This window comes from Pullulanibacillus camelliae (assembly GCF_014642655.1).
In the GTDB taxonomy this organism is placed as follows: domain Bacteria; phylum Bacillota; class Bacilli; order Bacillales; family Sporolactobacillaceae; genus Pullulanibacillus; species Pullulanibacillus camelliae.
The window spans coordinates 50,874-73,625 of the sequence record NZ_BMIR01000012.1 but is presented as its reverse complement, the minus strand read 5'-3'; the positions used below and the strand labels follow the sequence as shown (position 1 = coordinate 73,625).

Sequence of the window (22,752 nt, the reverse complement as noted above, 5' to 3'; positions counted from 1 at the left end):
CAGGGCGTTGGCCAAACGGTTTATAATTAGATCATACAGTTATGCGCGCTTAAATTTTTGAAACTTGATTTAAGCTTGAAAGGGGCATCATCATTCATGAAACAAAGTCAGATGCTAATACCGACTTTAAAGGAAAATCCTGCTGATGCTGAGTGTGTCAGCCACCGTTTATTAATAAAGGCAGGCTTTATTCGTCAAAATGCTTCAGGGATCTATTCTTATCTCCCACTTGGGTATAAGGTTTTAAGAAAAATTGAAGCGATTGTTAGAGAAGAAATGGAGCGTGCGGGGTGTTTAGAATTATTAATGCCAGCCATTCAGCCTGCTGAGCTCTGGCATGAAACAGGACGCTGGGATATCTATGGCCCTGAATTAATGCGTCTTCAGGATCGCCATGGCCGTGATTTTGCTCTCGGTGCAACTCATGAAGAGATTATTACTAGTCTTGTCCGCGATGAGCTGACCACCTATAAAAAACTGCCAATGACCCTTTATCAAATTCAGACCAAATACCGTGACGAGCGCCGTCCGCGCTTTGGCTTGTTGCGAGGCCGTGAATTCATCATGAAAGATGCTTATTCTTTTCATGCTGACGAAGCGAGCTTAGATGAACGATATAAGAAAATGTATGAGGCTTATACCAATGTCTTTACACGATGTGGGCTTGATTTTAGAGCGGTTATTGCGGACTCTGGGGCAATGGGGGGCAAGGATACCCATGAATTTATGGCCTTAGCAGCAGTGGGAGAGGATACGATTGCCTACTCGGATAGCTCTGATTATGCGGCTAACATTGAAATGGCAGAAGTCACGTTTATCCCAAAAGCTTCTGATGAAGCCATGCTGCCTTTAGATGAGGGGCAAGCCAAGCAAGATGGACAGGCTCTTATTCACGTTCAAGTTTTCAAAGATAATGAGGATCAGCTTGTTGCAGTACTATATGCTGCGGGGGATGAGGTTAATGATATTAAAGTGAAAAATGCGCTGAACGCTACACTGCTTGAAGCGGCCCCAGAGGCTATGAATTGGTCGCAAAACGATATCTTAACACACTTTGACAATGTGACGATTCTCGCTGATAATGGAATTAAGAACATTGTTAATGGTGTCATCGAAGCTAGTGGAAAGACCCTGCATTTTAATGTGAATGCAGCGCGGGATTTAAGCAATGTTCAATTTGCTGACCTCCGGATGATTAAGGAGGGCGATCCATCTCCAGATGGTAAAGGAACGATTCAATTTGCTCGCGGCATTGAAGTGGGACAAGTGTTCAAACTGGGAACACGATATAGTGAAGCGATGAATGCCACATTTTTAGATCAAAATGGAAAAAGTCAACCTCTTCTTATGGGGTGCTATGGCATTGGTGTTTCCAGAACGCTTTCAGCCGTAGCTGAACAGCATTCTGATGAAAATGGCTTGTGCTGGCCTACTGCTCTTGCTCCGTTTGCAGTGCATATCATGCCTATTAATATGAAAAATGATGAGCAAAAGACTCTTGCAGAAAAGCTCTATCAGGAGCTAGGTCATCAGTATGATGTTTTGTTGGACGATCGTAATGAACGCGCAGGGGTTAAGTTCGCTGATTCGGATCTGATTGGTTGTCCTATCCGTGTGACAGTCGGCAAGAAAGCTTCTGAGCAGATCGTCGAAGTAAAAGTAAGACGGACGGGTGAATCTATGGAGCTTTCTGTAGATGAAGTCGCCGCTTTTATAGAAGGTCATCTATCATAGATATGGATCAATACCACTAGATAAAAAGAAGGCTTGACTAGGCTCAAGTTTTATAAAGAAAGGGATGGAAAAACCGTGGTTGAAGGAAAAACAAAGCAAGAGCGATTGATCATTTTACTTCGACAAATCGAAGCGCCAGATGAAATCATCGACAAGCATTTTCAAAATGGTTCGATTGAGCGGCTTACCGTCCTCCAAAAAGAAAAGAGCTGGCATTTTAAATTTCGTATTGACCGTCCGCTACCTGTACATGTGTATCAATGGTTCGATCAACAGCTCAAACAATCCTTTAGACACATCACGACAGATGTGTCCTTTTCATTGACGTGTTCAGAACAAACAGGGCACGAGGATTTTCTGCCTGCTTATTGGCCAGTGATTGTGGAAAAGGTGGCAATGACCTCGCCTGCTTCTGCTCCTCTACTAAGGAATCAAATGCCTAAATATATCGATCAGTGTTTGGTGGTCGAGACAAGAAGTGATACAGAAGCCGGGGCATTAAAAAGGAAGCTAGGTCAGTTTCTTGTCGATCAGTATGCTCTCTTAGGGTTTCAGGGGGTGAAGGTCGACTTTAAAGTCAACACATCGACTGAGGAGATCGAAGCGTTCAAAAAGCAGACTGAGGAAGAAAGCATGACAAAAGCACTTCAGGCCCTTCAAGAGCGCAAAAAGAAAGAGGAGGAGACTGCTCCTTCCGCGCCGGTTGGCCCAATACGCTTTGGTTATGCGATAGATGATGAGCCCGTGCCTTTGAAGAATATCACAGAAGAGGAACGACGCATTACAACGCAAGGCTACGTCTTTGACGTTGAGTTTCGTGAATTGCGCAGTGGACGAACCTTGGCATTATTTAAAATTACCGATTATACCGATTCAATCCTCGTCAAGGTCTTTTTACGTGATAAAGAAGACAATGAAAAGCTTGCCGGCTTAAAAAAAGGTGTATGGGTCAAAGTTCGCGGCGGGGTGCAGAACGATACGTTTGTCCGCGATCTCGTCATGCTAGGCAAGGATATTTGGGAGCTCCCTCCGCAGGTGAAAACAGATGATGCTCCAGAGGGGAAAAAGCGGATTGAACTTCATGCCCACACGACTATGAGTCAAATGGATGCTTTGCCTTCAGCTAGTGAATTAGTGGCGCGTGCCAAGCAATTTGGACATGAAGCGATTGCGATTACCGATCATGCGGTAGCTCAATCCTATCCTGAAGCTCATGCCGCAGGTAAGAAGCATGGTGTGAAGATTCTTTATGGTGTGGAAGCTAATCTGGTCGACGATGGTGTGCCGATTGCTTTTAATGAACAACCTATTGCGCTTCAAGATGCGACGTATGTCGTTTTCGACGTAGAAACAACAGGGCTTTCTGCCATCTACCATAAGATCATTGAACTGGCAGCAGTTAAAGTGAAAAATGGAGAAATTATCGATCGCTTTGAAGCGTTTGCCAATCCTCATGAAACACTGTCGACCACGACGATTGAATTGACAGGCATTACCGATGATATGGTCCGTGATGCTCCAGAAATTGACGTCGTGCTAAAACAATTTCATGAATTTGCAGGTGACAGTGTCCTTGTTGCCCATAATGCGCAATTCGATATGGGCTTTTTAAACACCGGTTATGAAAGGGTAGGGTTGCCAAAAGCTGCCAATGCTGTTGTCGATACGTTAGAGCTCGGCCGTTTTCTTTACCCACATATGAAAAACCATCGTTTAAACACTTTGTGTAAAGCATTTAATATTGAGCTGACACAGCATCACCGCGCTATCTATGATGCAGAGGCCACGGGTTACTTATTGTGGAAAATGATTCAGGATACCCTTGAAAAGGGGATTACGTTACATGATCAATTGAATGAAAATACAGGTCAGGGGAATTTTGAGCGCGTGAGACCAAGTCATTGTACGATTTTGGCGACAACTCAAGAAGGACTCAAAAATCTATATAAGCTGATTTCTTCTTCTCATGTCAATTACTTTTATCGCGTTCCGCGTGTTCCACGTTCTTTATTAACCAAATATCGTGAAGGACTTATTGTTGGCTCGGGCTGCAGTCAAGGTGAGGTGTTTGAAGCCATGATGCAGAAGTCTGCAGAAGAGGCGGAAAAAGTCGCAGCCTTCTATGATTATCTTGAAGTGCAGCCGCCGTCTATCCAACAGCATCTCATCGAGAAAGAGCTTGTGAATGATGAACTGGCCTTGCGTCAAATCATCGGCAACATTGTTGATCTTGGAAAGAAAATGAACAAGCCTGTGGTAGCGACAGGAAATGTTCATTACCTTGATGAACATGAATACCTTTATCGCAAAATCCTGATCAAGTCACAGGCGGGAAATCCGTTGAACCGACAATTACAGCCACCTGTCCATTTCCGTACAACAGGAGAGATGCTTGAGGAATTCAGCTTCCTCGGCAAAGAGGTCGCCGAGGAAATCGTCATTGACAACACTCATCTTGTCGCTAATAGGATTGCTGATATTACACCGGTTAAAGATGATCTTTACACACCTAGAATTGAAGGTGCGGACGAAGAAGTTCGTGAAATGAGCTATAAAGAAGCACGTCGCCGTTATGGAGATGAGCTTCCTGAAATTGTGGAAAAACGTTTGGAGAAAGAACTGTCCAGCATCATTGGTCATGGATTTGCGGTCATTTATCTCATCTCTCACAAATTGGTTGTAAAATCCTTGAATGATGGTTATCTGGTGGGCTCCCGGGGTTCGGTTGGTTCGTCCTTTGTGGCCACGATGATGTCGATTACAGAGGTTAATCCACTGCCGCCGCATTACTATTGTCCGCATTGCTACCAATCAGAATTTTTTACAGACGGCAGTGTGGCCTGTGGCTTCGATTTACCGGATGCCAAATGTCCTAAGTGTGGACAAGACTATATCAAGGATGGCCACGACATTCCTTTTGAAACCTTCCTTGGGTTCAAAGGAGATAAGGTGCCTGATATTGACCTTAACTTTTCAGGTGATTACCAACCCCGTGCGCACAATTATACGAAGGAACTGTTTGGTGAGGATTACGTGTATCGCGCAGGAACCATTGGTACGGTTGCCGATAAGACAGCCTACGGCTTTGTAAAAGGGTACGAAAGTGACTATGATCTTCATTTTCGTGGGGCTGAAATCGATCGATTAGCGGCGGGCTGTACGGGTGTTAAGCGGACGACAGGGCAGCACCCTGGAGGTATTATCGTTGTTCCAGATTATATGGATGTCTATGATTTCACTCCCATCCAGTTTCCAGCTGATGATAAGGATTCTGAGTGGCGGACGACGCATTTCGACTTCCATTCCATTCATGATAATGTGTTAAAGCTTGATATTCTTGGACACGATGATCCGACGGCGATCAGGATGCTTCAGGATTTAAGTGGAATTGATCCAAAAACGATTCCAACAGATGATCCCGAAGTGATGAAAATTTTTAGTAACACCGAAAGCCTAGGTGTAACAGAGGAACAGATCGGTTGTAAAACAGGGACGCTGGGGATTCCTGAGTTTGGCACGCGTTTTGTTAGACAGATGCTTGAAGAAACCCGTCCGACCACTTTTGCAGAATTGGTACAAATCTCTGGATTGTCCCACGGGACTGATGTTTGGTTAAATAATGCTGATGAACTGATTAATCAAGGGATATGTGAGTTAAAGGATGTCATCGGCTGTCGTGATGACATCATGGTGTATTTAATGCATAAGGGCTTGGATCCTTCATTAGCCTTCAAAATTATGGAGTCCGTTCGTAAAGGAAAAGGGCTAACTGATGAATGGATCGAAGAGATGAAGAACAATAATGTGCCAGATTGGTACATCGATTCATGTCTTAAGATTAAATATATGTTTCCAAAAGCCCACGCCACAGCCTACGTTTTAATGGCTGTTCGCATCGCTTATTTTAAAGTGCATCATCCCATTCTATACTACGCGACGTATTTTTCAGTGCGAGCAGATGACTTTGATATTGATACAATGCGGCGTGGTGCCGGAGCGATTAAAGCAAAAATCGATGAGATTCAAGGCAAGGGACTTGATGCGTCACCTAAAGAAAAGAACTTGCTCACCGTTCTTGAGATTGCTCGTGAAATGTGTGAACGTGGGTTTTCTTTTAAGCCCATTGATTTATATCGATCGAGTGCGACGGATTTTATTGTTGATGGTGAGGCATTAATTCCACCATTTAATGCTCTGCAAGGCGTAGGAACAAATGCGGCATTGAACATTGCTAAGGCGCGTGAAGATGGCGAATTTTTATCAAAAGAAGACCTGCAGCGCCGAGCAAAGCTGTCAAAAACTGTGATCGAATACCTAGATCAGCAAGGCTGCCTGCAAGGGTTACCTGAGGCTAATCAGCTCTCCCTTTTCTAATACCGTCAGCTTTTTGTTCTGAGAGTTGCGATATTCTTGATGGGTATGATATAGTAATAAAGGAAATACTAGAGAATAGGTCGGCTAAGAAGAGTGGGATTTTCCCACTCTTTCGTTTTCATAAAAAAGCTAAAGTGAATAAGGCCTGTTTTTACATAACGTTATTGGGCAAAACTATGGTTAATAGGATTGCGATAGAAAGGAGGAAATCGAGTGGCTGGAAGAATTGTTGAATCAGCCAAAGAACTCATTGAACCAATTCTTGATGACCTTGATCTTGAGCTCTTTGATTTAAAGTATGTCAAGGAAGGGAAAAATTGGTTTTTAAGAGTTTTTATTGATTCTCCGCATGGTGTTGATTTGGATACATGCACAAGGGTTAGTGAACGCTTGAGTGAGGCACTTGATCAAAACGAGGCGCTCATCGATGATGCTTATTATTTAGAAGTCTCCTCACCCGGTGCTGAGCGCCCATTGCGTGGCATTGAAGACTTCAAAAAAGCAGTGGGGAAGGATGTCCGCCTGACTACCTATGAGGCCATCGATGGACATAAGGAAATTGAAGGGCGACTCGTTTCTGCGGCAGAAGACGGGGTTACTGTTTCTGTTAAGCATAAAACGCGTGTCACTGACATTCAAGTACCCATTGACAAAATTGCCAATGCGAGATTAGCGATTATTTTTTAATAAATATACTAAAAAAATATTTCAAGCCACTGAGTGTTGGATTGGGTCGTGCTTCACTCAGGTGATAACTAAAGGGGAGATTAAATAATGGCTAGTGACCTTTTGGATGCGCTTACTGCTCTGGAAAAAGATAAAGGTGTAAGCAAGGATGTTATAATAGATGCGTTAGAGGCTGCGCTGATTTCAGCTTATAAGCGCAATTACAATCAAGCGCAGAATGTCCGAGTGGATATCAATGATCAATCAGGAACCATCAAAGTTTTTGCACAAAAGGATGTTGTCGAAGAAGTTGAAGATGCGAGATTGCAAATATCTCTTGACGAAGCGCATAATATCAGCCCACAATATGCAATTGGTGACATCATTGAAATCGAAGTCACGCCACGCAACTTTGGACGCATTGCTGCTCAAACAGCCAAGCAGGTTGTTACCCAGCGTGTCAGAGAAGCTGAGCGCGGTGTGATTTATTCGGAATACATCGATCGAGAAGATGATATTATGACAGGTATAGTGCAGCGTCAGGATCACCGTTATATCTATGTTGACCTTGGTCGCTTAGAAGCATTACTGCCGGCTTCCGAGCAAATGCCTACAGAAAGCTATCATCCTCATGATCGGATCAAGGTGTATATCACCAAGGTTGAAAATACCACTAAGGGACCATCAGTATTGGTTTCAAGAACACATCCTGGTTTGCTGAAAAGGCTATTTGAGTTAGAGGTTCCTGAAATCTATGATGGGACTGTCGAGATCAAATCGATTGCTAGAGAAGCGGGCGACCGCTCTAAAATTGCCGTTCATGCTGAAGATCCTGAGGTCGATCCTGTTGGGTCCTGTGTGGGCCAACGCGGCACCCGCGTGCAAGCGATTGTCGACGAATTAAAAGGTGAAAAAATTGATATTGTTCGCTGGTCAGAAGATCCCACAGAATATGTTGCCAATGCTCTAAGCCCATCAAAGGTGGTCGATGTCATTGTTGATGAAGAAGAAAAGGCGACAACTGTTATCGTTCCTGATTATCAGCTCTCACTAGCTATCGGGAAGCGCGGTCAGAATGCGCGTTTAGCTGCCAAGTTAACCGGTTGGAAGATTGATATCAAGAGCGAGTCTGATGCTGAGGAATTAGGATTGCTAAATAAAGCTGCCACAGACAATGATCATGCGGACTGGGATGATGAAGACGTCGATGTGAACGATCGCTCAGAAGATGCGTTTGAAGGCGCGTCAGACTCTGAAGATACGTTATAATTCGAGGTGAAGTCGCATGAAGAAGCGCAAGATACCATTGAGAAAATGCATCGTTTGTCAAGAAAATAAGGACAAAAAAGATCTTCTTCGAGTTGTGAGGTCGCCAGAGGGGGAAGTCACCCTCGATCTAACAGGTAAAAAGAATGGTCGTGGTGCCTATATTTCAAAAGACATCACCTGTATTGAAACGGCACAGCAAAAAAAGCTGCTAAGTAAGCATTTAAAAGCAGAAGTGCCTGATGCTTTATATGAAGAATTGAAAAGTCATGTTGAGGAGAATGCGGAGTGAGCGCAGCGAATGACCGATGGTTTTCTTTTTTGGGCTTAGCGAATCGTGCTGGAAAGGTTATTTCTGGGGAGGAGCAGGTCATTCAGGCTATTCGGCAAAATAAAGCCAATATCGTGATTTTAACGGAGGATGCATCGGATCGAACCAAAAAAACCATTACCAATAAGTGCACATCCTATAAGGTCCCTTTGCGGAGCGTTTCGGACAGACAAACGCTAGGTAAAGCAATTGGTAAAGTTGAACGTGTCGTTGTTGCTGTGACTGATAAAGGATTCAGTGACAAACTAGTCACTCTGTTTGATCTATCATTGCGGGGGTGAATATATGAGTAAAAAAAGAGTGTATGAATTTGCAAAAGAAAAAAATGTACCAAGTAAAAAAATTATTGATATGTTAGAGCGTTTAGGTGCACCTGTCTCCAGCCATATGGCTGTTATTACTGAGGAACAAATCCAACAGCTTAACAAACAGCTATCTGGTACTGAAAAACAAGAGAGACAGCGCGGGAATAAGCCTAGTCAAAAGGAAACGAAGACGGGAAATCCAGGCAATGCACGCGAGCAGAAACGACCAAATGAAAACGCAAAGGCTAAAAATGGCCAACGTAGCAGTCATACCCCATCGTCACAAGTCAGAGAAAATCGTAAAAATCGAAATGGAAATGATAAAGTGATTTCAGAGAATAATAAAGGACAACAACGTCCAACCAACAATGGAGAAAACGGCAAAAATCGAGGCGCTAAGCCGAATGATTCACGGAATAGAAATAATGGTGGAAAGCGGTCAGGGAAACGTTTTAACAAGCGCAACCGCCATGAAGGACAAAAGCCAAAGCAACAAACCCCGCTTCCTGAAAAAATCACGTATTCTGGGCCTTTGGCTGTTAGTGAACTTGCAGAGAAGCTTGGTCGAGAGTCTACTGAAATTATAAAAAAACTCATGGGTATTGGCGTGATGGCCACTAAGAACCAACAGATCGATGAAGATACCATTCAGCTGATTGCCGAGGATTACGGCGTAAAAGCGGAGGAAGAAGTCTTTGTTGATGAAACGGCCTTTGAAGAGGAAGGCTTGGATATCGATGAAGCAACAGCGGTTAGTCGCCCACCGGTCGTCACCATTATGGGGCATGTTGATCACGGGAAAACAACCCTTCTTGATTCCATTCGTCATACTAAGGTTACCGATGCAGAAGCTGGGGGCATTACACAGCATATTGGTGCCTACCAAATCACCCATGAGGGTAAAAAGGTAACCTTTCTAGATACACCAGGACATGCGGCATTTACCACTATGCGCGCGCGCGGTGCGCAAATTACTGACATTACTGTCCTCGTGGTCGCGGCAGATGATGGTGTTATGCCACAGACTATTGAAGCGATCAACCATGCCAAAGCGGCTAATGTGCCGATCATAGTGGCCGTGAATAAAATGGACAAAGAAGGTGCAAATCCTGATCGCGTGATGCAAGAATTATCTGAGCACGGTCTGATTGCCGAGGATTGGGGCGGAGATACCATTTTCGTCAAGCTTTCTGCTATTAAGGGAGAGGGGATCGATGAGCTTTTAGAAATGATCCTTCTTATTGCTGAAGTAGAGGATTATAAAGCCAATCCAGATAAAGCAGCGCGCGGCTCTGTAGTAGAAGCGGAGCTCGATAAAGGGCGCGGTCCAGTTGCCACGTTGCTTGTTCAAAATGGGACATTAAAAATCGGCGATGCTATTGTTGTTGGAAACACATACGGACGTGTGCGTGCAATGGTCAATGAGCATGGACGGCGCTTAAAGCAAGCCGGGCCATCAACGCCTGTGGAAATCACTGGATTGAATGATGTCCCTGGTGCTGGAGACATGTTTATCGTTTATGAGGATGAGAAAAAGGCTCGACAAATTGGTGAAGCGAGAGCTGAGAAAAATCGTGTGGCTGAACGCAAGGAAACATCAAAGGTTAGCCTCGATGACCTTTTTGAAAAAATCAAAGAAGGCGACATCAAAGAGATCAACGTTATCGTTAAGGCAGATGTCCAAGGCTCTGTTGAAGCTGTAGCTGGTTCGCTGAAAAAAATTGATGTTGAAGGTGTTCGGGTCAACATTATCCATACAGGAGCAGGAGCAATTACTGAATCCGACATCATTTTGGCTTCTGCCTCTAATGCGATAATTATTGGTTTCAATGTGCGCCCTGATGGCAATGCTAAAAGAACAGCGGAAGCTGAAAAAGTCGATATTCGCTTATATCGCGTGATTTATGATGCGATTGAAGAAATGGAAGCAGCGATGAAGGGCATGCTTGATCCAGAATATGAAGAGAAAGTCATTGGTCAAGTTGAGGTGCGGACTACCTTTAAAGTATCCAAGGTTGGTACTATTGCTGGATGTTATGTTACTGATGGGAAAGTCTCCCGTGAAGCTGGCATTCGCTTGATTCGTGATGGTATCGTGATCTATGAAGGACATGTGGATACTTTGAAACGCTTCAAAGATGACGCCAAAGAAGTGACTGCTGGATTTGAGTGTGGGATTACTTTAGAGAATTTCAATGATATTAAGGAAGGCGATACGATGGAAGCCTTCGTCATGGAAGAAGTCTCCCGGTGATCATCGGTTCAGTGACATGTGAGTGCATGCTTTACAATGCCCAATCTTTAAAGGATAAGCGCTCAGTCATTAAAAGCATTATAACCCGAGTAAAAAATCGGCTAAATGTTGCCTGTGCCGAAATTGGGCACCAAGATGTGTGGCAACGAACAGAGCTCATTTTTGTGTCCGTGGCAACATCCAAAATCCCTGTTGAGAAAGAATTGGAACGCGCGTTGCGCATATTGGATGGCAATGCTGAAATAGAGCGCGCGAGCACAAGATATGAGTGGCTGTAATGGAGGTGTAGATTTTGGCTAATTTACGTGTCAATCGCGTTGCTGAACAAATGAAGAAGGAATTGAGTGACATCATATCCAATCGCATTAAGGACCCTAGAGTTGGTTTTGTAACGGTGACTGGAGTGGATGTGACTGGAGACCTTCAACAAGCCACAGCATATATCACTGTCCTAGGTTCTAATGATTCGGAATCAGATACATTAAAAGGATTAAATAAGGCCAAAGGCTTTATCCGATCAGAAATCGGGAAACGGATTCGACTTCGTAAGACACCTGAATTAAGTTTTGAGATTGACGAATCGATTGAATATGGAAATCGTATTAACCGATTGCTTCATGATATTCACGATGAAGACTGAGGATAGACGCTTTTGTCTATCCTTCTTTCTTGTACAATATAAGCCTATGCTAACATGATTGGAGGATGATGAGAGTATTGGCATAAGTAAACCTGTGACTTTTACTCCCTAAGGCTTTTAGGCCCCCTTAGTTTGTGATTGGGGAAAATTACATCAGGAGTGCTAAAAGCAGTACAACCATAGTTTTTCCTTTTGCAGTGAGTGATGGCAATTTTTACTCCGCTTAACCTGCATAGTTTATATTGAATAAAGTGTTGTGCCCAATAAAGGACTGGGCAGCGATGTACTCTAAGATATTTGTCTACAGTATGAGTGCGTTCTCATTCATGCTTATTTTAGTTGAAGGAGTTTGTTACGATTATGTTTTCTGGTGTACTGCCCCTTTATAAACCCAGAGGAATGACCTCGCACGATTGTATCTACCGTCTCCGTAAGCTTCTACACATGAAGAAAATCGGTCATACAGGGACGCTTGACCCTGAAGTGGATGGTGTATTGCCGATATGTTTAGGAAAGGCTACGCGCATTGCTCAATTTCTTACAGTGGATAGCAAAGTGTATGAAGGGGTGATTCGTCTTGGCACAGCAACAACGACTGAAGATGCTACAGGTGAGGTTGTTGAAGGAAAAACGGTGACGGATCGGTGGTCGCGCGCTGAAATTGAAGCAGTATTCACAACCTTTGTAGGAGAGATTACGCAAGTGCCGCCCATGTATTCAGCCGTCAAGGTTAAAGGCAAAAAGCTGTATGAATATGCTCGCGCGGGTATTAAGGTTGAACGCCCTTCCCGCCAGGTGACGATTTTTGAATTGGCCTTAAATACAGATGGAGAAGCATTTTCAAAGGATCTACCGTTTGTTGTCTATTGTAGCAAAGGGACTTATGTGCGGACTTTAGCTGTAGATATCGGTAAAAAACTGGGCTATCCTGCCCATTTGTTCTCTTTAACACGCACGCGTTCTGGAGCGTTTGATATCGGTGACTGTCTGTCTTTTGCTGATATTGAGCAAGCAATAGAACAAGAACGATTTGCCTCGCTGTTAACGCCGATTCATGAAGCTTTAAAAGAAATGCCACGGCTCAATGTCGATGAAGCAACTGCCCAACAAGTCATGAATGGGGCTGTTCTTAATAAACCAAATGACTTTAAAAATCAGCTCTATACAGTTTATAATAATCACGGAGAATGTTTAGCCATATATAAACAACATCCAACCAAACCGCATTTAATTAAACCTGAAAGAGTATTATCCAATTGAATTGAAATTGAAGTAAAAGTAAAAGTAGGTGGCATTTTTGGAAACAATCCATTTAACACAACCTTCTGAGGAGCCGATTGATGGTGCTGGTGAAAAGGTCATGGCGCTTGGCTATTTTGATGGCGTTCATCTCGGACATCAAGAAGTCATCAAGACCGCTGTAAACATTGCCCATAGCAAGGGGCAAAAAGCAGCTGTGATGACCTTTCATCCCCATCCATCGGTGGTTCTAAAAAAGATGGACAAGCGAAGCGATTATTTAACGCCGCCTGAAGAAAAAGCGAAATTGATAAAGGCGCTAGGTGTCGATCTTCTTTATTTTGTTCGCTTTGATTCGGCATTTAGCCAGCTTTCCCCTCAAGCATTTATTGATCAATATATCATCCGCTTAAATGTTAAGCATGTTGTGGCAGGGTTTGATTTTACGTATGGTCGAATGGCAAAGGGAACGATGGAGACAATCAAACAGGAATCACGAAACATGTTTGCAGTGACAACCGTGCCTAAGCTGGTGATCAATGACCACAAGGTAAGCACGACACATATTAGAGAGCTTATTCTTGCAGGAAAGATGGAAGAGGCGCAGGCCTATCTTGGTCGCCCTTACCGCATGACAGGAATGGTGGTACATGGTGATAAACGCGGCGGAGCTGAACTGGGCTTCCCAACGGCTAATGTCAAGACGCACGATCCTTATGTGATTCCAAACCAAGGTATTTATGCCGTTCGTATGAACGTAGAGAATACGTGGATTGACGGGATGGGGTATATTGGGGATCGCCCCACATTTTATAAGGAAGCGACACCGATCGTCATTGAGGTCAATTTGTTTGGCTTCAATCAATCGATATATGGGGAAACCGTGCAAGTGGAATGGTATAAGAAATTAAGAGAGGACAAGACCTTTACAAAGGTTGATGCGCTTGTCGACCAAATGCACCAAGATAAAAAGCAGGCTGAGGCATTTTTTAAGGAGATTCAGGTTTAGTCTTTCACCAAGTTCTTCATTACGACTAAGAAAAACTTGAATTTTGCTAGAAAAAGTTGTATGCTAATGTTTGACTCATGAACCATAGCGTGGCTGCTCGAGTCACCAACGGCTGCTAGGCTATTGGGGATAATTGTAAGGAGGTGAAATGGATGGCTTTAACAAAAGAACGCAAAAACCAACTCGTAGAAGAGTTCAAAACACACGAAGGTGACACAGGTTCACCAGAGGTGCAAGTAGCTATCCTAACGGAACAAATCAATACATTGAATGATCATCTACGCACTCATAAGAAAGATCATGCGTCTCGTAGAGGTCTGTTAATGATGGTAGGTAAACGTAAGCATCTTTTGACTTATTTACGTAATAAAGATGTCACACGCTACCGTGATTTAATCCAACGACTTGGACTACGTCGATAGTGACAAAAAAAGCGGGAGTCATCCCGCTTTTTCCGCTATTTACAAAGTCTATCGAGTCCCTATCTAGTGTTTCTCAGCAATGGACGATAGAGGCTTATACATAGAATGCTACGTTTTAGCTCAAATGATGCCGACTTATTATAGTCTCGGCATTAAAGGCGTCACGCGTAATACTTCAGGAACGCGGCAGCTGTTAAGGGTTTCTAAGATAGATCCTCATTTGAGTCGTCAAGTATTTAACCCCGTTGAAGATGACAGACTAACCAATATATTGTGAAACAGTTTTTTAAGGAAGGGGTCTTTAATATACATGGAACAACAAGTCAAAACTTATTCGATGGATTGGGCTGGCCGTAAGCTGACATTGGAAATTGGTAATTTAGCGAAGCAAGCCAATGGAGCTGTTATGGTACGCTATGGCGATACAGCCGTCTTGTCCACGTCAACCGCTTCAAAAGAAGCAAAGGATCTGCCATTTTTTCCATTGACCGTCAATTACGAAGAGCGTTTATACGCTGTGGGAAAAATTCCAGGTGGTTTTATTAAGAGAGAAGGACGTCCGAGTGAGAAAGCGATTCTAGCCAGTCGTTTAATCGACCGTCCGATTCGTCCGCTTTTTGAAGATGGATTCAGAAATGAAGTTCAAGTTGTCAGCATGGTTATGAGTGTAGATCAGGATTGCTCTTCAGAAATGGCTGCTATGTTTGGTTCTTCGCTTTCCCTTTGTATTTCTGATATTCCTTTTGAAGGACCGGTTGCAGGTGTCATCGTTGGCCGTGTAGATGGAGAATTCGTCATCAATCCGACTTCAGAGCAAGCCGAGAAAAGTGATATCCATTTGACCGTTGCAGGAACAAAAGATGCGATTAACATGGTTGAAGCAGGTGCCGATGAAGTCCCTGAAGAAGTGATGCTTGACGCCATTTTATTTGGCCATGAAAACATTAAACAGCTCGTCAGCTTCCAAGAGCAAATCGCTGCTGAAGTTGGCAAAGAAAAAATGACGGTTACATTATTTAAGGCAGAAGAAGCTCTTGAACAGCAAATTCGCCAAGAAGCGACTGAAAAATTGAAACAGGCAATCTTGACAAAAGATAAGCAGGCACGTGATCAGGCCATTGATGGTGTGAAATCTGAAGTCATCGAAAAATATGAAGCAGATGAAGCTTATGAAGACAAGATAGCGCAGATTGAGGATGTTCTTCATAAAATTGTCAAAGAAGAAGTTCGCCGCACGATTGTCGTGGATAACATTCGTCCTGATGGGCGTAAAATCAACGAAATTCGTCCGCTCTCTTCTGCAACGGGTTTACTCCCACGCACCCATGGTTCTGCGCTGTTTACTCGTGGTCAAACTCAGGCTTTAAGCATTTGTACGCTTGGTGCTTTAGGAGATGTGCAAATTCTTGATGGATTGGACATGGAAGAATCCAAACGCTTTATGCATCATTATAATTTTCCTCCATTTAGTGTGGGTGAAGCTAGACCGATGCGAGCTCCTGGTCGCCGAGAAATTGGACACGGGGCTTTAGGGGAACGTGCTTTGGAACCTGTCGTTCCTGATGAAAAGGATTTCCCTTATACCATTCGCTTGGTTTCAGAGGTCCTTGAATCAAATGGCTCGACATCTCAAGCGAGCATCTGTGCAAGTACAATGGCGATGATGGATGCAGGGGTGCCCATTAAAGCGCCAGTTGCAGGGATTGCTATGGGTCTGGTCAAGCATGAGGAGGATGTCGTTGTTTTAACGGACATCCAAGGCATGGAAGATGCGCTTGGCGATATGGACTTTAAAGTCGCAGGAACAGAAAAAGGGGTTACAGCCTTACAGATGGATATCAAGATTTCCGGTATCAATCGCGAAATTCTTGAAACAGCACTCACACAAGCACGTGAAGGGCGCATGACAATTCTGAAGCATATGATGAGCACGATTAGTGAGCCAAGACATGAGCTTTCTAAATATGCTCCGAAGATTCTTACCATGAGCATTGATCCAGATAAGATTCGTGATGTCATCGGACCAAGCGGTAAAATGATCAATAAAATTATTGATGATACAGGTGTTAAAATTGACATCGAACAAGATGGTACGATTTATATTGCTTCGACTAACCAACAAATGAATGACAAAGCGAAGAGTACTATCGAAGACATCGTTCGCGAGGTTAAAGTCGGTGATATGTATGTCGGTAAAGTCAAGCGCATTGAGAAGTTCGGTGCCTTCGTTGAACTATTCAATTCAAAAGATGGTTTAGTTCATATTTCAGAACTGGATAACAAGCGTGTTGGCAAGGTGGAAGATGTTGTAGCCATTGGTGATGAAGTGCTTGTTAAGGTCATCGATATTGACAAACAAGGGCGCGTCAAGCTCTCAAGAAAACAAGCGTTAACGACTGAGGAACAAGAAAAAGAAACACAAAAGCAATAACAAGAGTGAGGTCAGGTCCATGACCACTCTCTTTTTTTATGGCGTCAGAATGTATAACTTTGCGGAACCGCTTATAATTTGGACTTTGACTGTCCCCTTCTGCAGCTTGCGGGCACTCTTAGTAAGTAATTTGATTGCCAATTCCGATGACAAACAGACTTTTATACTTTTTAATTCAAAAAAGTGGCACCCACCAATTTTTGGTAGGTGCCACTTTTAATTTACTGGTTTTTTTCCCAGCCTCCATTCACACTTTTAATTTTCTAATGAATCCTTCGTTCTAGCCAGTCAGTTTGTCCGCATAAGGTAATAACACAAGAGTTTTTTTGTACTATCAGAATGTATAACTTTGCTGACGCTCATAAAGGAAGATAGTATAAGTGTAACTTTGATTTTCGCCAACTGTGGCTTGGCGATAAGCCAAGTTTCAGACGACATTAGTGAAACCTGCTGGAGAAAAGGAGGGACTCCTTTGCGTAAAAGAGGGCTTCAATACAGCCTTTTCGCAGTCCTATTCGTACTTACTTTTTCCGCTTTTCCTTCGTATAAAGCGTTTTATCAGTCACAATTCATTCCAAGCGATCGGGAGATACAACCGGTTCAGGCTATGGCCAGTCCCCTGTATCAAAAGATTAAAAGCTATGCTGCAAAACATAATATCAAGCCAATTAATGCTAGAACAGACAGTGTATGGAAGGCAATACCGGGGTACAATGGATTACAGGTTAATGTCAAAGCTTCTTATGAAAAATTAAAATCCAGTGGCCATTTTAACTCTCAAAAATTGATTTATGAAGAAACAGCGCCGCGTGTACATCTGGAAGATATTCAACCGGCTCCGATCTACAAAGGGAATCCAGAAAAACCAATGGTTGCCCTTGTGTTTGATGTGGCGAGTGGTGGGGAATATATACCTAAGATATTGGAAATTTTAAATCAAGCTGAGCTTTCTTCAACATTTTTCTTAGATGCAGAATGGGTGAAAGCTCATTCAAATTTAGCCTTGATGATCAGTGATGAGAATCATGAAATTGGAAATTTTGGTATGGAGCAAAAGGACTTGACTGAGCTATCCAACACTCAAGCAACAAAGCAATTAGAAAATGCCAATAAAATCATTGAAGCTCTGTTGAACGTCAAGCCGAGATGGTTAACGCCACCCATGGGGCATTATGATGAACAAGTGTTGGCTGTTTCGCATGCCTTGCATATGATTACAGCGCTTTGGACCTTTGATGGCGGTGCGCTAAGTCAGGAAACGCCATCAAGCATCACCAGACAGGTTTCTGAAAAGGTTGAGGCTGGCTCCATTATTCGTTTAACACCGAGTCAATCAGAGGTTGAAGCTTTGCCGACTATCATTGAAACGATCAAAAACAAAGGGTATCAATTGGGGACACTGTCAGCATTAACCGATGAAGGAAGGGTTCATGAATAAAAGAACTTACAGTTTGTGGCTTAAATCCGAACATGTTATAGTATTCATTAAGGCTAAATTTACTTAGTGCTTATCGCGTTATAGAATAGGATTTGTCGCTGACAAAAATACAACGAATCACGTCTATTGACGTTTAGGGGGTAGCAATTTGATCACAAGACATACATGTGCAAATGGCGTGCGCGTTGTTTTAGAAAAAATTCCAACCGTTCGTTCAGTGACTATTGGCGTATGGATTGGTACAGGCTCACGTGATGAAAACGTGGACAACAATGGCATATCACATTTTATTGAGCACATGCTCTTTAAAGGTACCAAGACGCGTAATGCCCGTGAGATTGCAGAAGCTTTTGATCGTGTTGGTGGCCAGGTGAATGCATTTACATCTAAGGAATATACATGCCTCTATGCTAGGGTGTTAGATGATTATGCTGAATACGCAGTGGACATTTTAGCCGATATGCTCTTTCATTCCACCTTCGATGAAACAGAGCTTAACAAAGAGAAGCAAGTGGTATTTGAAGAGATTAAAATGTATGAGGATACACCTGATGACCGTGTCCATGATTTATTAAGTCAAGTTACATATAAGGATCATCCTCTTGGTTATTCCATTTTGGGGACGGAGGACTCTTTAAACCGTTTTGATAAGGCGGCTCTAGTCGACCATATGAAGTCACATTATCTACCGGAGAACATTGTCATATCGATTGCGGGAAATGTTGATGAAGCGTTTATTCAGCACATTGAAACGATTTTTTGTGAGTATAAGGCAGCGCGCACACTTGAAGAATCGTTGAAGCCTGCCTTTCATCCTGGAAAAATTGCCAAGCAAAAGGATACCGAACAGGCGCATTTGTGCATTGGGTTTAACGGTTTACCTATTGGTGACGAGGCGATTTATCCATTGATTGTTTTAAACAATATTATTGGCGGAAGCATGAGCAGTCGCCTATTTCAGGAGGTAAGGGAGGAACGAGGGCTCGCTTACTCGATCTTTTCCTACCACTCTGCTCATAAAGACAGTGGCTTGTTTACGATCTACGGCGGAACAGGTGCCGAGCAAACTGAGGCGCTCTTTGATACCATCTTTTTGACCATCGATACTATTTTAGAAAAAGGCATTACGGAAAAAGAATTGAGAAATAGCCAAGAACAAATCAAAGGCAATTTGATGCTCAGCTTAGAAAGTACATCAAGTCGAATGAACCGTAATGCCAAAAATGAATTGCTTCTTCAAAAGCATCGGTCGCTTGATGAGATTACAACATTGATCGAGGCAGTGACCATGAAAGACATCAAAAATATCTCTGAGAGACTGTTTAAACGAGATTACTCATGCTCAGTGATTAGCCCATCTGGAGAGCTTCCAGTAAGAAAATAATCCTTAAAAATAAGAGAAACTTTATGGCTTCTATCGATTTTTTTCGATAGAAGCTTTTTTATACTATCAGAATGTAATAACTTCGCTGATGCTCATAAAGGAAGAGAGGTATAAGTGTAACTTTGACTTTCGCCATCTGAGGCTTGCGGGTACCCTAAGTGTGTGATTGGCAAAAATCACATCAGGAGTACCAGCGAAGGGGTGCAAGCCAAGTTTTCTAAAAGAAAAGAAAGTATAAAATTTCTGATCATGAGGATGGTGCGCGATTCCGCTCTCAGGCCGCTCGCTTTCCGCGGGAAGTAGTAAGCCTCCTCGCGCCTTCGGACTGCTAAGGTCTTACCGCTCTCCCACTTCCCGTAGGACTCTAGTTTGGCCGTCAATGCGTCTGTGGGATTGAAAGAACATCCCATGCCTGAAATGTTTTTAAAGCTCGTGTTTTACTATAAGATGCGCCTCACCGAGCTTCTTCCATTTCAGGATAAGGGACGACTCCTTAGTAGGGGGCTGTCCTACACTTTTTTATTCACCTCATTTCCTACATCGACATATGATAACCCAGACAATAACCCAGAAGACTTCCTCCAAAGTCTTAAATCTATAAATAAGGGGGAACACACATGTTAACAGGCGTCCACATAGTGATTTTAGGTGGTGATGCCAGACAGCTTGAGGTCATCAATAAGTTAAATGAACTTGATGCAACGTTGGATTTAGTCGGTTTTGATCAGCTTGACCGCTATTATGCCGGTGTTTCTAAGATTGATGTTGAAGATATTCAATATAGTACTGTTGATGCGATTGTGCTACCGGTCAGCGGCACAAGTGATGATGGGACAGTAGAGACGGTCTTTAGCGATAAATCCGTTCGAATTACAGAGGAATGGCTTCAACAAACCCCGGATCACTGCACCATTTATTCGGGGATTAGTACACCTTATTTAAGAGAATGTGCCAAGACTTGTCAGCGGGAGGTTGTACAGCTTTTTGAACGGGATGATGTGGCGATTTATAATTCTATTCCAACAGTAGAAGGGACGTTGATGATGGTGATTCAGAATACAGATATTACCATCCATCAGTCCAATGTAGTCATTCTTGGATTAGGCCGTACAGGAATGACCATGGCTAGGACCTTTGATGCTTTAGGAGCCAAAGTTTGTGTTGGTGCTAGAGAGCCTGAAAGTTTGGCAAGAATTAGAGAGATGGGGATGATCCCTTTTCATATAAAAGATTTAGAGAAGTATATCACTGACGTTGATGTTTGTATCAATACGATTCCATCACGTGTTTTAACCGGAAAGGTTCTATCAAAAATGCCATCACGTGCATTAATTGTTGACATTGCATCTAACCCAGGTGGAACCGATTTTCGCTATGCCGAAAAACGGGGAATCAAAGCATTACATGTTCTTGGGATTCCTGCGATGGTTGCCCCAAAAACAGCTGGCCGAATTATTGGCAATGTCCTTTCAGAGCTTTTATTGGAAAAATATATTGAGGAGGACGATACCATTGGATCTTAAAGGAAAACACATTGGTTTTGGCATGACGGGTTCACATTGTACTTATGGCGCAGTGCTACCACAAATTGAGCGTTTGGTTGAGCTCGGAGCCAATGTCAGCCCTTTTGTTACCTATACTGTTAAACATACCAATACACGTTTTGGTGATGGCCTTGATTGGGTTAGGAAGCTTGAAGAAGTCACAGGGAATAAGGTCGTTGACTCAATAGTCGAAGCTGAACCATTTGGTCCGAAGACGCCCTTGGATGTGATGGTTATTGCACCACTTACGGGCAATTCACTCAGCAAGTTTGCTAACGCCACAACAGACAGCCCCGTTCTCATGGCTGCTAAAGCAACATTAAGGAATGAAAGCCCTGTGGTCTTAGGTATTTCAACCAATGATGGTCTAGGGTTAAGCATGGCAAATATCGCAAAATTAATGGTTGCAAAAAATGTCTTCTTTATTCCTTTTGGTCAAGATGATCCCGTGAAAAAGAAGACATCGCTCGTCTCACGAATGGAAGTCATTCCTGAAACAGTTGAAGCTGCCTTGGAGAGAAAACAACTTCATCCAGTTTTGATAGAAAAATTTCGCGATTAGCCCTTTCCCTTTTCATTGTTAGAGGATATGATAAAATAAGAAGTAGAATCTGGAGAAACGCAAAAGGAGAGTTCGCGTTTCTCCTTTGAATTGTCAGTTGTCAGGAGGAGTGTTCCCTTTGAATACAAAACAAGGCTTAAATGTTGCGATTGTTGGAGCTACAGGAGCGGTCGGCGTACAAATGTTAAAGATGCTTGAAGGCTCATCATTACCTATTTCTCAATTAAAGCTACTCGCTTCAAAGCGATCAGCGGGGAAGACACAAACGTTCAAAGATCAGTCAATTATCGTAGAAGAAGCAAAACCCGCTGCTTTCGAAGGAGTAGATATAGCCCTATTTAGTGCAGGTGGAGCGGTATCTAAGCAATTGGCTCCAGAAGCTGTAAAAAGAGGCGCTGTTGTTATTGATAATACAAGTGCGTTTCGCATGGATCCTGAAGTTCCACTCGTTGTCCCAGAAGTCAATCCTGAAGCATTAAGGGAACATAAGGGGATTATCGCTAATCCCAATTGTTCAACAATACAAATGGTAGTCGCATTAGAGCCCCTTCGTCGTAAGCATGGATTAAATCGTGTCATCGTCTCTACCTACCAAGCGGTGTCTGGTGCGGGTCATTCAGCGATTGAGGAATTAAAGCAGCAGACAGAGGCTGTTTTGAATGGTCAAGAGCCCAAAACGGAAAAGTTTCCATATCCAATTGCGTTCAATGCCATTCCGCAAATCGATACTTTTCAAGATAATCGCTATACGTTTGAAGAGATGAAAATGATCAATGAAACAAAGAAAATTATGGCGTTTCCAGAGCTTCGTGTAGCAGCGACATGCGTTCGGTTGCCTGTGGCTGTTGGTCATGCGGAATCTGTCTATGTAGAGCTTGACCAAGAAGTCGGCGTTGAAGACGCCTTAGCTTTGTTAGCTGATTCACCTGGCGTAACGGTTGTCGATGATCCAGCAAACTTAGGGTATCCTATGCCTATGGATGCTGCTGGAAAAAAAGACGTATTCGTCGGAAGAGTACGCAAAGACCCAGATGAGAAAAAAGGGCTTCACCTTTGGATAGTTTCGGATAACTTATTAAAGGGAGCGGCTTGGAATTCAGTACAAATTGCTGAAACCCTTGTCCAGCTTAAGATTATTACTATTTAATGTTGA

The 22,752-nt window shown here is 43.1% G+C and carries 18 protein-coding genes; all 18 read left to right on the top strand.

The features are described 5' to 3' along the window. Positions 1-96: 96 nt before the first annotated feature. The 18 genes from IEW82_RS12825 to IEW82_RS12740 all read left to right on the top strand — a co-directional run bounded on the left by IEW82_RS12825 (position 97) and on the right by IEW82_RS12740 (position 22,746). The gene (locus IEW82_RS12825; RefSeq protein WP_188694798.1) at positions 97-1,734 is read left to right on the top strand and encodes a proline--tRNA ligase; all 1,638 of its coding nucleotides are present in this window, start codon (positions 97-99) and stop codon (positions 1,732-1,734) included. Positions 1,735-1,809: 75 nt separating this feature from the next. Next, on the top strand, positions 1,810-6,108 hold the full coding sequence (locus IEW82_RS12820; protein WP_188694794.1) for a PolC-type DNA polymerase III: 4,299 nt from the start codon (positions 1,810-1,812) through the stop codon (positions 6,106-6,108). Positions 6,109-6,321: 213 nt separating this feature from the next. After that, positions 6,322-6,795, top strand: a complete 474-nt coding sequence (rimP, locus tag IEW82_RS12815) for a ribosome maturation factor RimP (RefSeq protein ID WP_188694792.1) — start codon at positions 6,322-6,324, stop codon at positions 6,793-6,795. An 87-nt stretch (positions 6,796-6,882) separates the two neighbouring features. Beyond that, a complete protein-coding gene (gene nusA, locus IEW82_RS12810; protein WP_188694789.1) occupies positions 6,883-8,043 on the top strand; it encodes a transcription termination factor NusA in 1,161 nt (386 codons plus the stop codon). Between the two features lie 16 nt (positions 8,044-8,059). Further along, on the top strand, positions 8,060-8,332 hold the full coding sequence (gene rnpM, locus IEW82_RS12805; protein WP_188694786.1) for an RNase P modulator RnpM: 273 nt from the start codon (positions 8,060-8,062) through the stop codon (positions 8,330-8,332). Further along, on the top strand, positions 8,329-8,652 hold the full coding sequence (locus IEW82_RS12800) for a YlxQ family RNA-binding protein (protein WP_188694784.1): 324 nt from the start codon (positions 8,329-8,331) through the stop codon (positions 8,650-8,652). The genes rnpM and IEW82_RS12800 overlap by 4 nt, the downstream gene beginning before the upstream one ends. 4 nt (positions 8,653-8,656) lie before the next feature. Continuing rightward, a complete protein-coding gene (infB, locus tag IEW82_RS12795; RefSeq protein WP_188694780.1) occupies positions 8,657-10,930 on the top strand; it encodes a translation initiation factor IF-2 in 2,274 nt (757 codons plus the stop codon). Next, positions 10,927-11,208: a DUF503 domain-containing protein gene (locus tag IEW82_RS12790; protein WP_188694777.1), complete on the top strand. Its 282-nt coding sequence runs from the start codon at positions 10,927-10,929 to the stop codon at positions 11,206-11,208. The genes infB and IEW82_RS12790 overlap by 4 nt, the downstream gene beginning before the upstream one ends. Before the next feature lie 14 nt (positions 11,209-11,222). Next, complete coding sequence (gene rbfA, locus IEW82_RS12785; protein ID WP_188694774.1) at positions 11,223-11,570, top strand: 30S ribosome-binding factor RbfA; 348 nt, start codon at positions 11,223-11,225, stop codon at positions 11,568-11,570. 360 nt (positions 11,571-11,930) lie between these two features. Beyond that, the gene (gene truB / locus IEW82_RS12780; RefSeq protein ID WP_188694771.1) at positions 11,931-12,830 is read left to right on the top strand and encodes a tRNA pseudouridine(55) synthase TruB; all 900 of its coding nucleotides are present in this window, start codon (positions 11,931-11,933) and stop codon (positions 12,828-12,830) included. Between the two features lie 37 nt (positions 12,831-12,867). Then, positions 12,868-13,818 carry a riboflavin biosynthesis protein RibF gene (gene ribF / locus IEW82_RS12775; protein ID WP_229672592.1) on the top strand — a complete coding sequence of 317 codons (951 nt, stop codon included), beginning with the start codon at positions 12,868-12,870 and terminating at the stop codon, positions 13,816-13,818. Positions 13,819-13,970: 152 nt separating this feature from the next. Then, positions 13,971-14,240, top strand: coding sequence for a 30S ribosomal protein S15 (gene rpsO, locus IEW82_RS12770; RefSeq protein WP_188694768.1), 270 nt, complete (start codon positions 13,971-13,973; stop codon positions 14,238-14,240). A gap of 310 nt (positions 14,241-14,550) precedes the next feature. Continuing rightward, complete coding sequence (gene pnp / locus IEW82_RS12765) at positions 14,551-16,671, top strand: polyribonucleotide nucleotidyltransferase (protein ID WP_188694765.1); 2,121 nt, start codon at positions 14,551-14,553, stop codon at positions 16,669-16,671. Positions 16,672-17,143: 472 nt separating this feature from the next. Continuing rightward, complete coding sequence (locus IEW82_RS12760) at positions 17,144-18,109, top strand: polysaccharide deacetylase family protein (RefSeq protein ID WP_188694763.1); 966 nt, start codon at positions 17,144-17,146, stop codon at positions 18,107-18,109. Between the two features lie 148 nt (positions 18,110-18,257). Continuing rightward, positions 18,258-19,493: a M16 family metallopeptidase gene (locus IEW82_RS12755; protein WP_188694761.1), complete on the top strand. Its 1,236-nt coding sequence runs from the start codon at positions 18,258-18,260 to the stop codon at positions 19,491-19,493. Positions 19,494-20,110: 617 nt separating this feature from the next. Further along, a complete protein-coding gene (dpaA, locus tag IEW82_RS12750) occupies positions 20,111-21,016 on the top strand; it encodes a dipicolinic acid synthetase subunit A (protein WP_188694758.1) in 906 nt (301 codons plus the stop codon). Continuing rightward, positions 21,006-21,599, top strand: a complete 594-nt coding sequence (locus tag IEW82_RS12745) for a dipicolinate synthase subunit B (protein ID WP_188694756.1) — start codon at positions 21,006-21,008, stop codon at positions 21,597-21,599. The genes dpaA and IEW82_RS12745 overlap by 11 nt, the downstream gene beginning before the upstream one ends. 118 nt (positions 21,600-21,717) lie before the next feature. After that, on the top strand, positions 21,718-22,746 hold the full coding sequence (locus IEW82_RS12740; protein ID WP_188694754.1) for an aspartate-semialdehyde dehydrogenase: 1,029 nt from the start codon (positions 21,718-21,720) through the stop codon (positions 22,744-22,746). Positions 22,747-22,752: the final 6 nt, after the last annotated feature.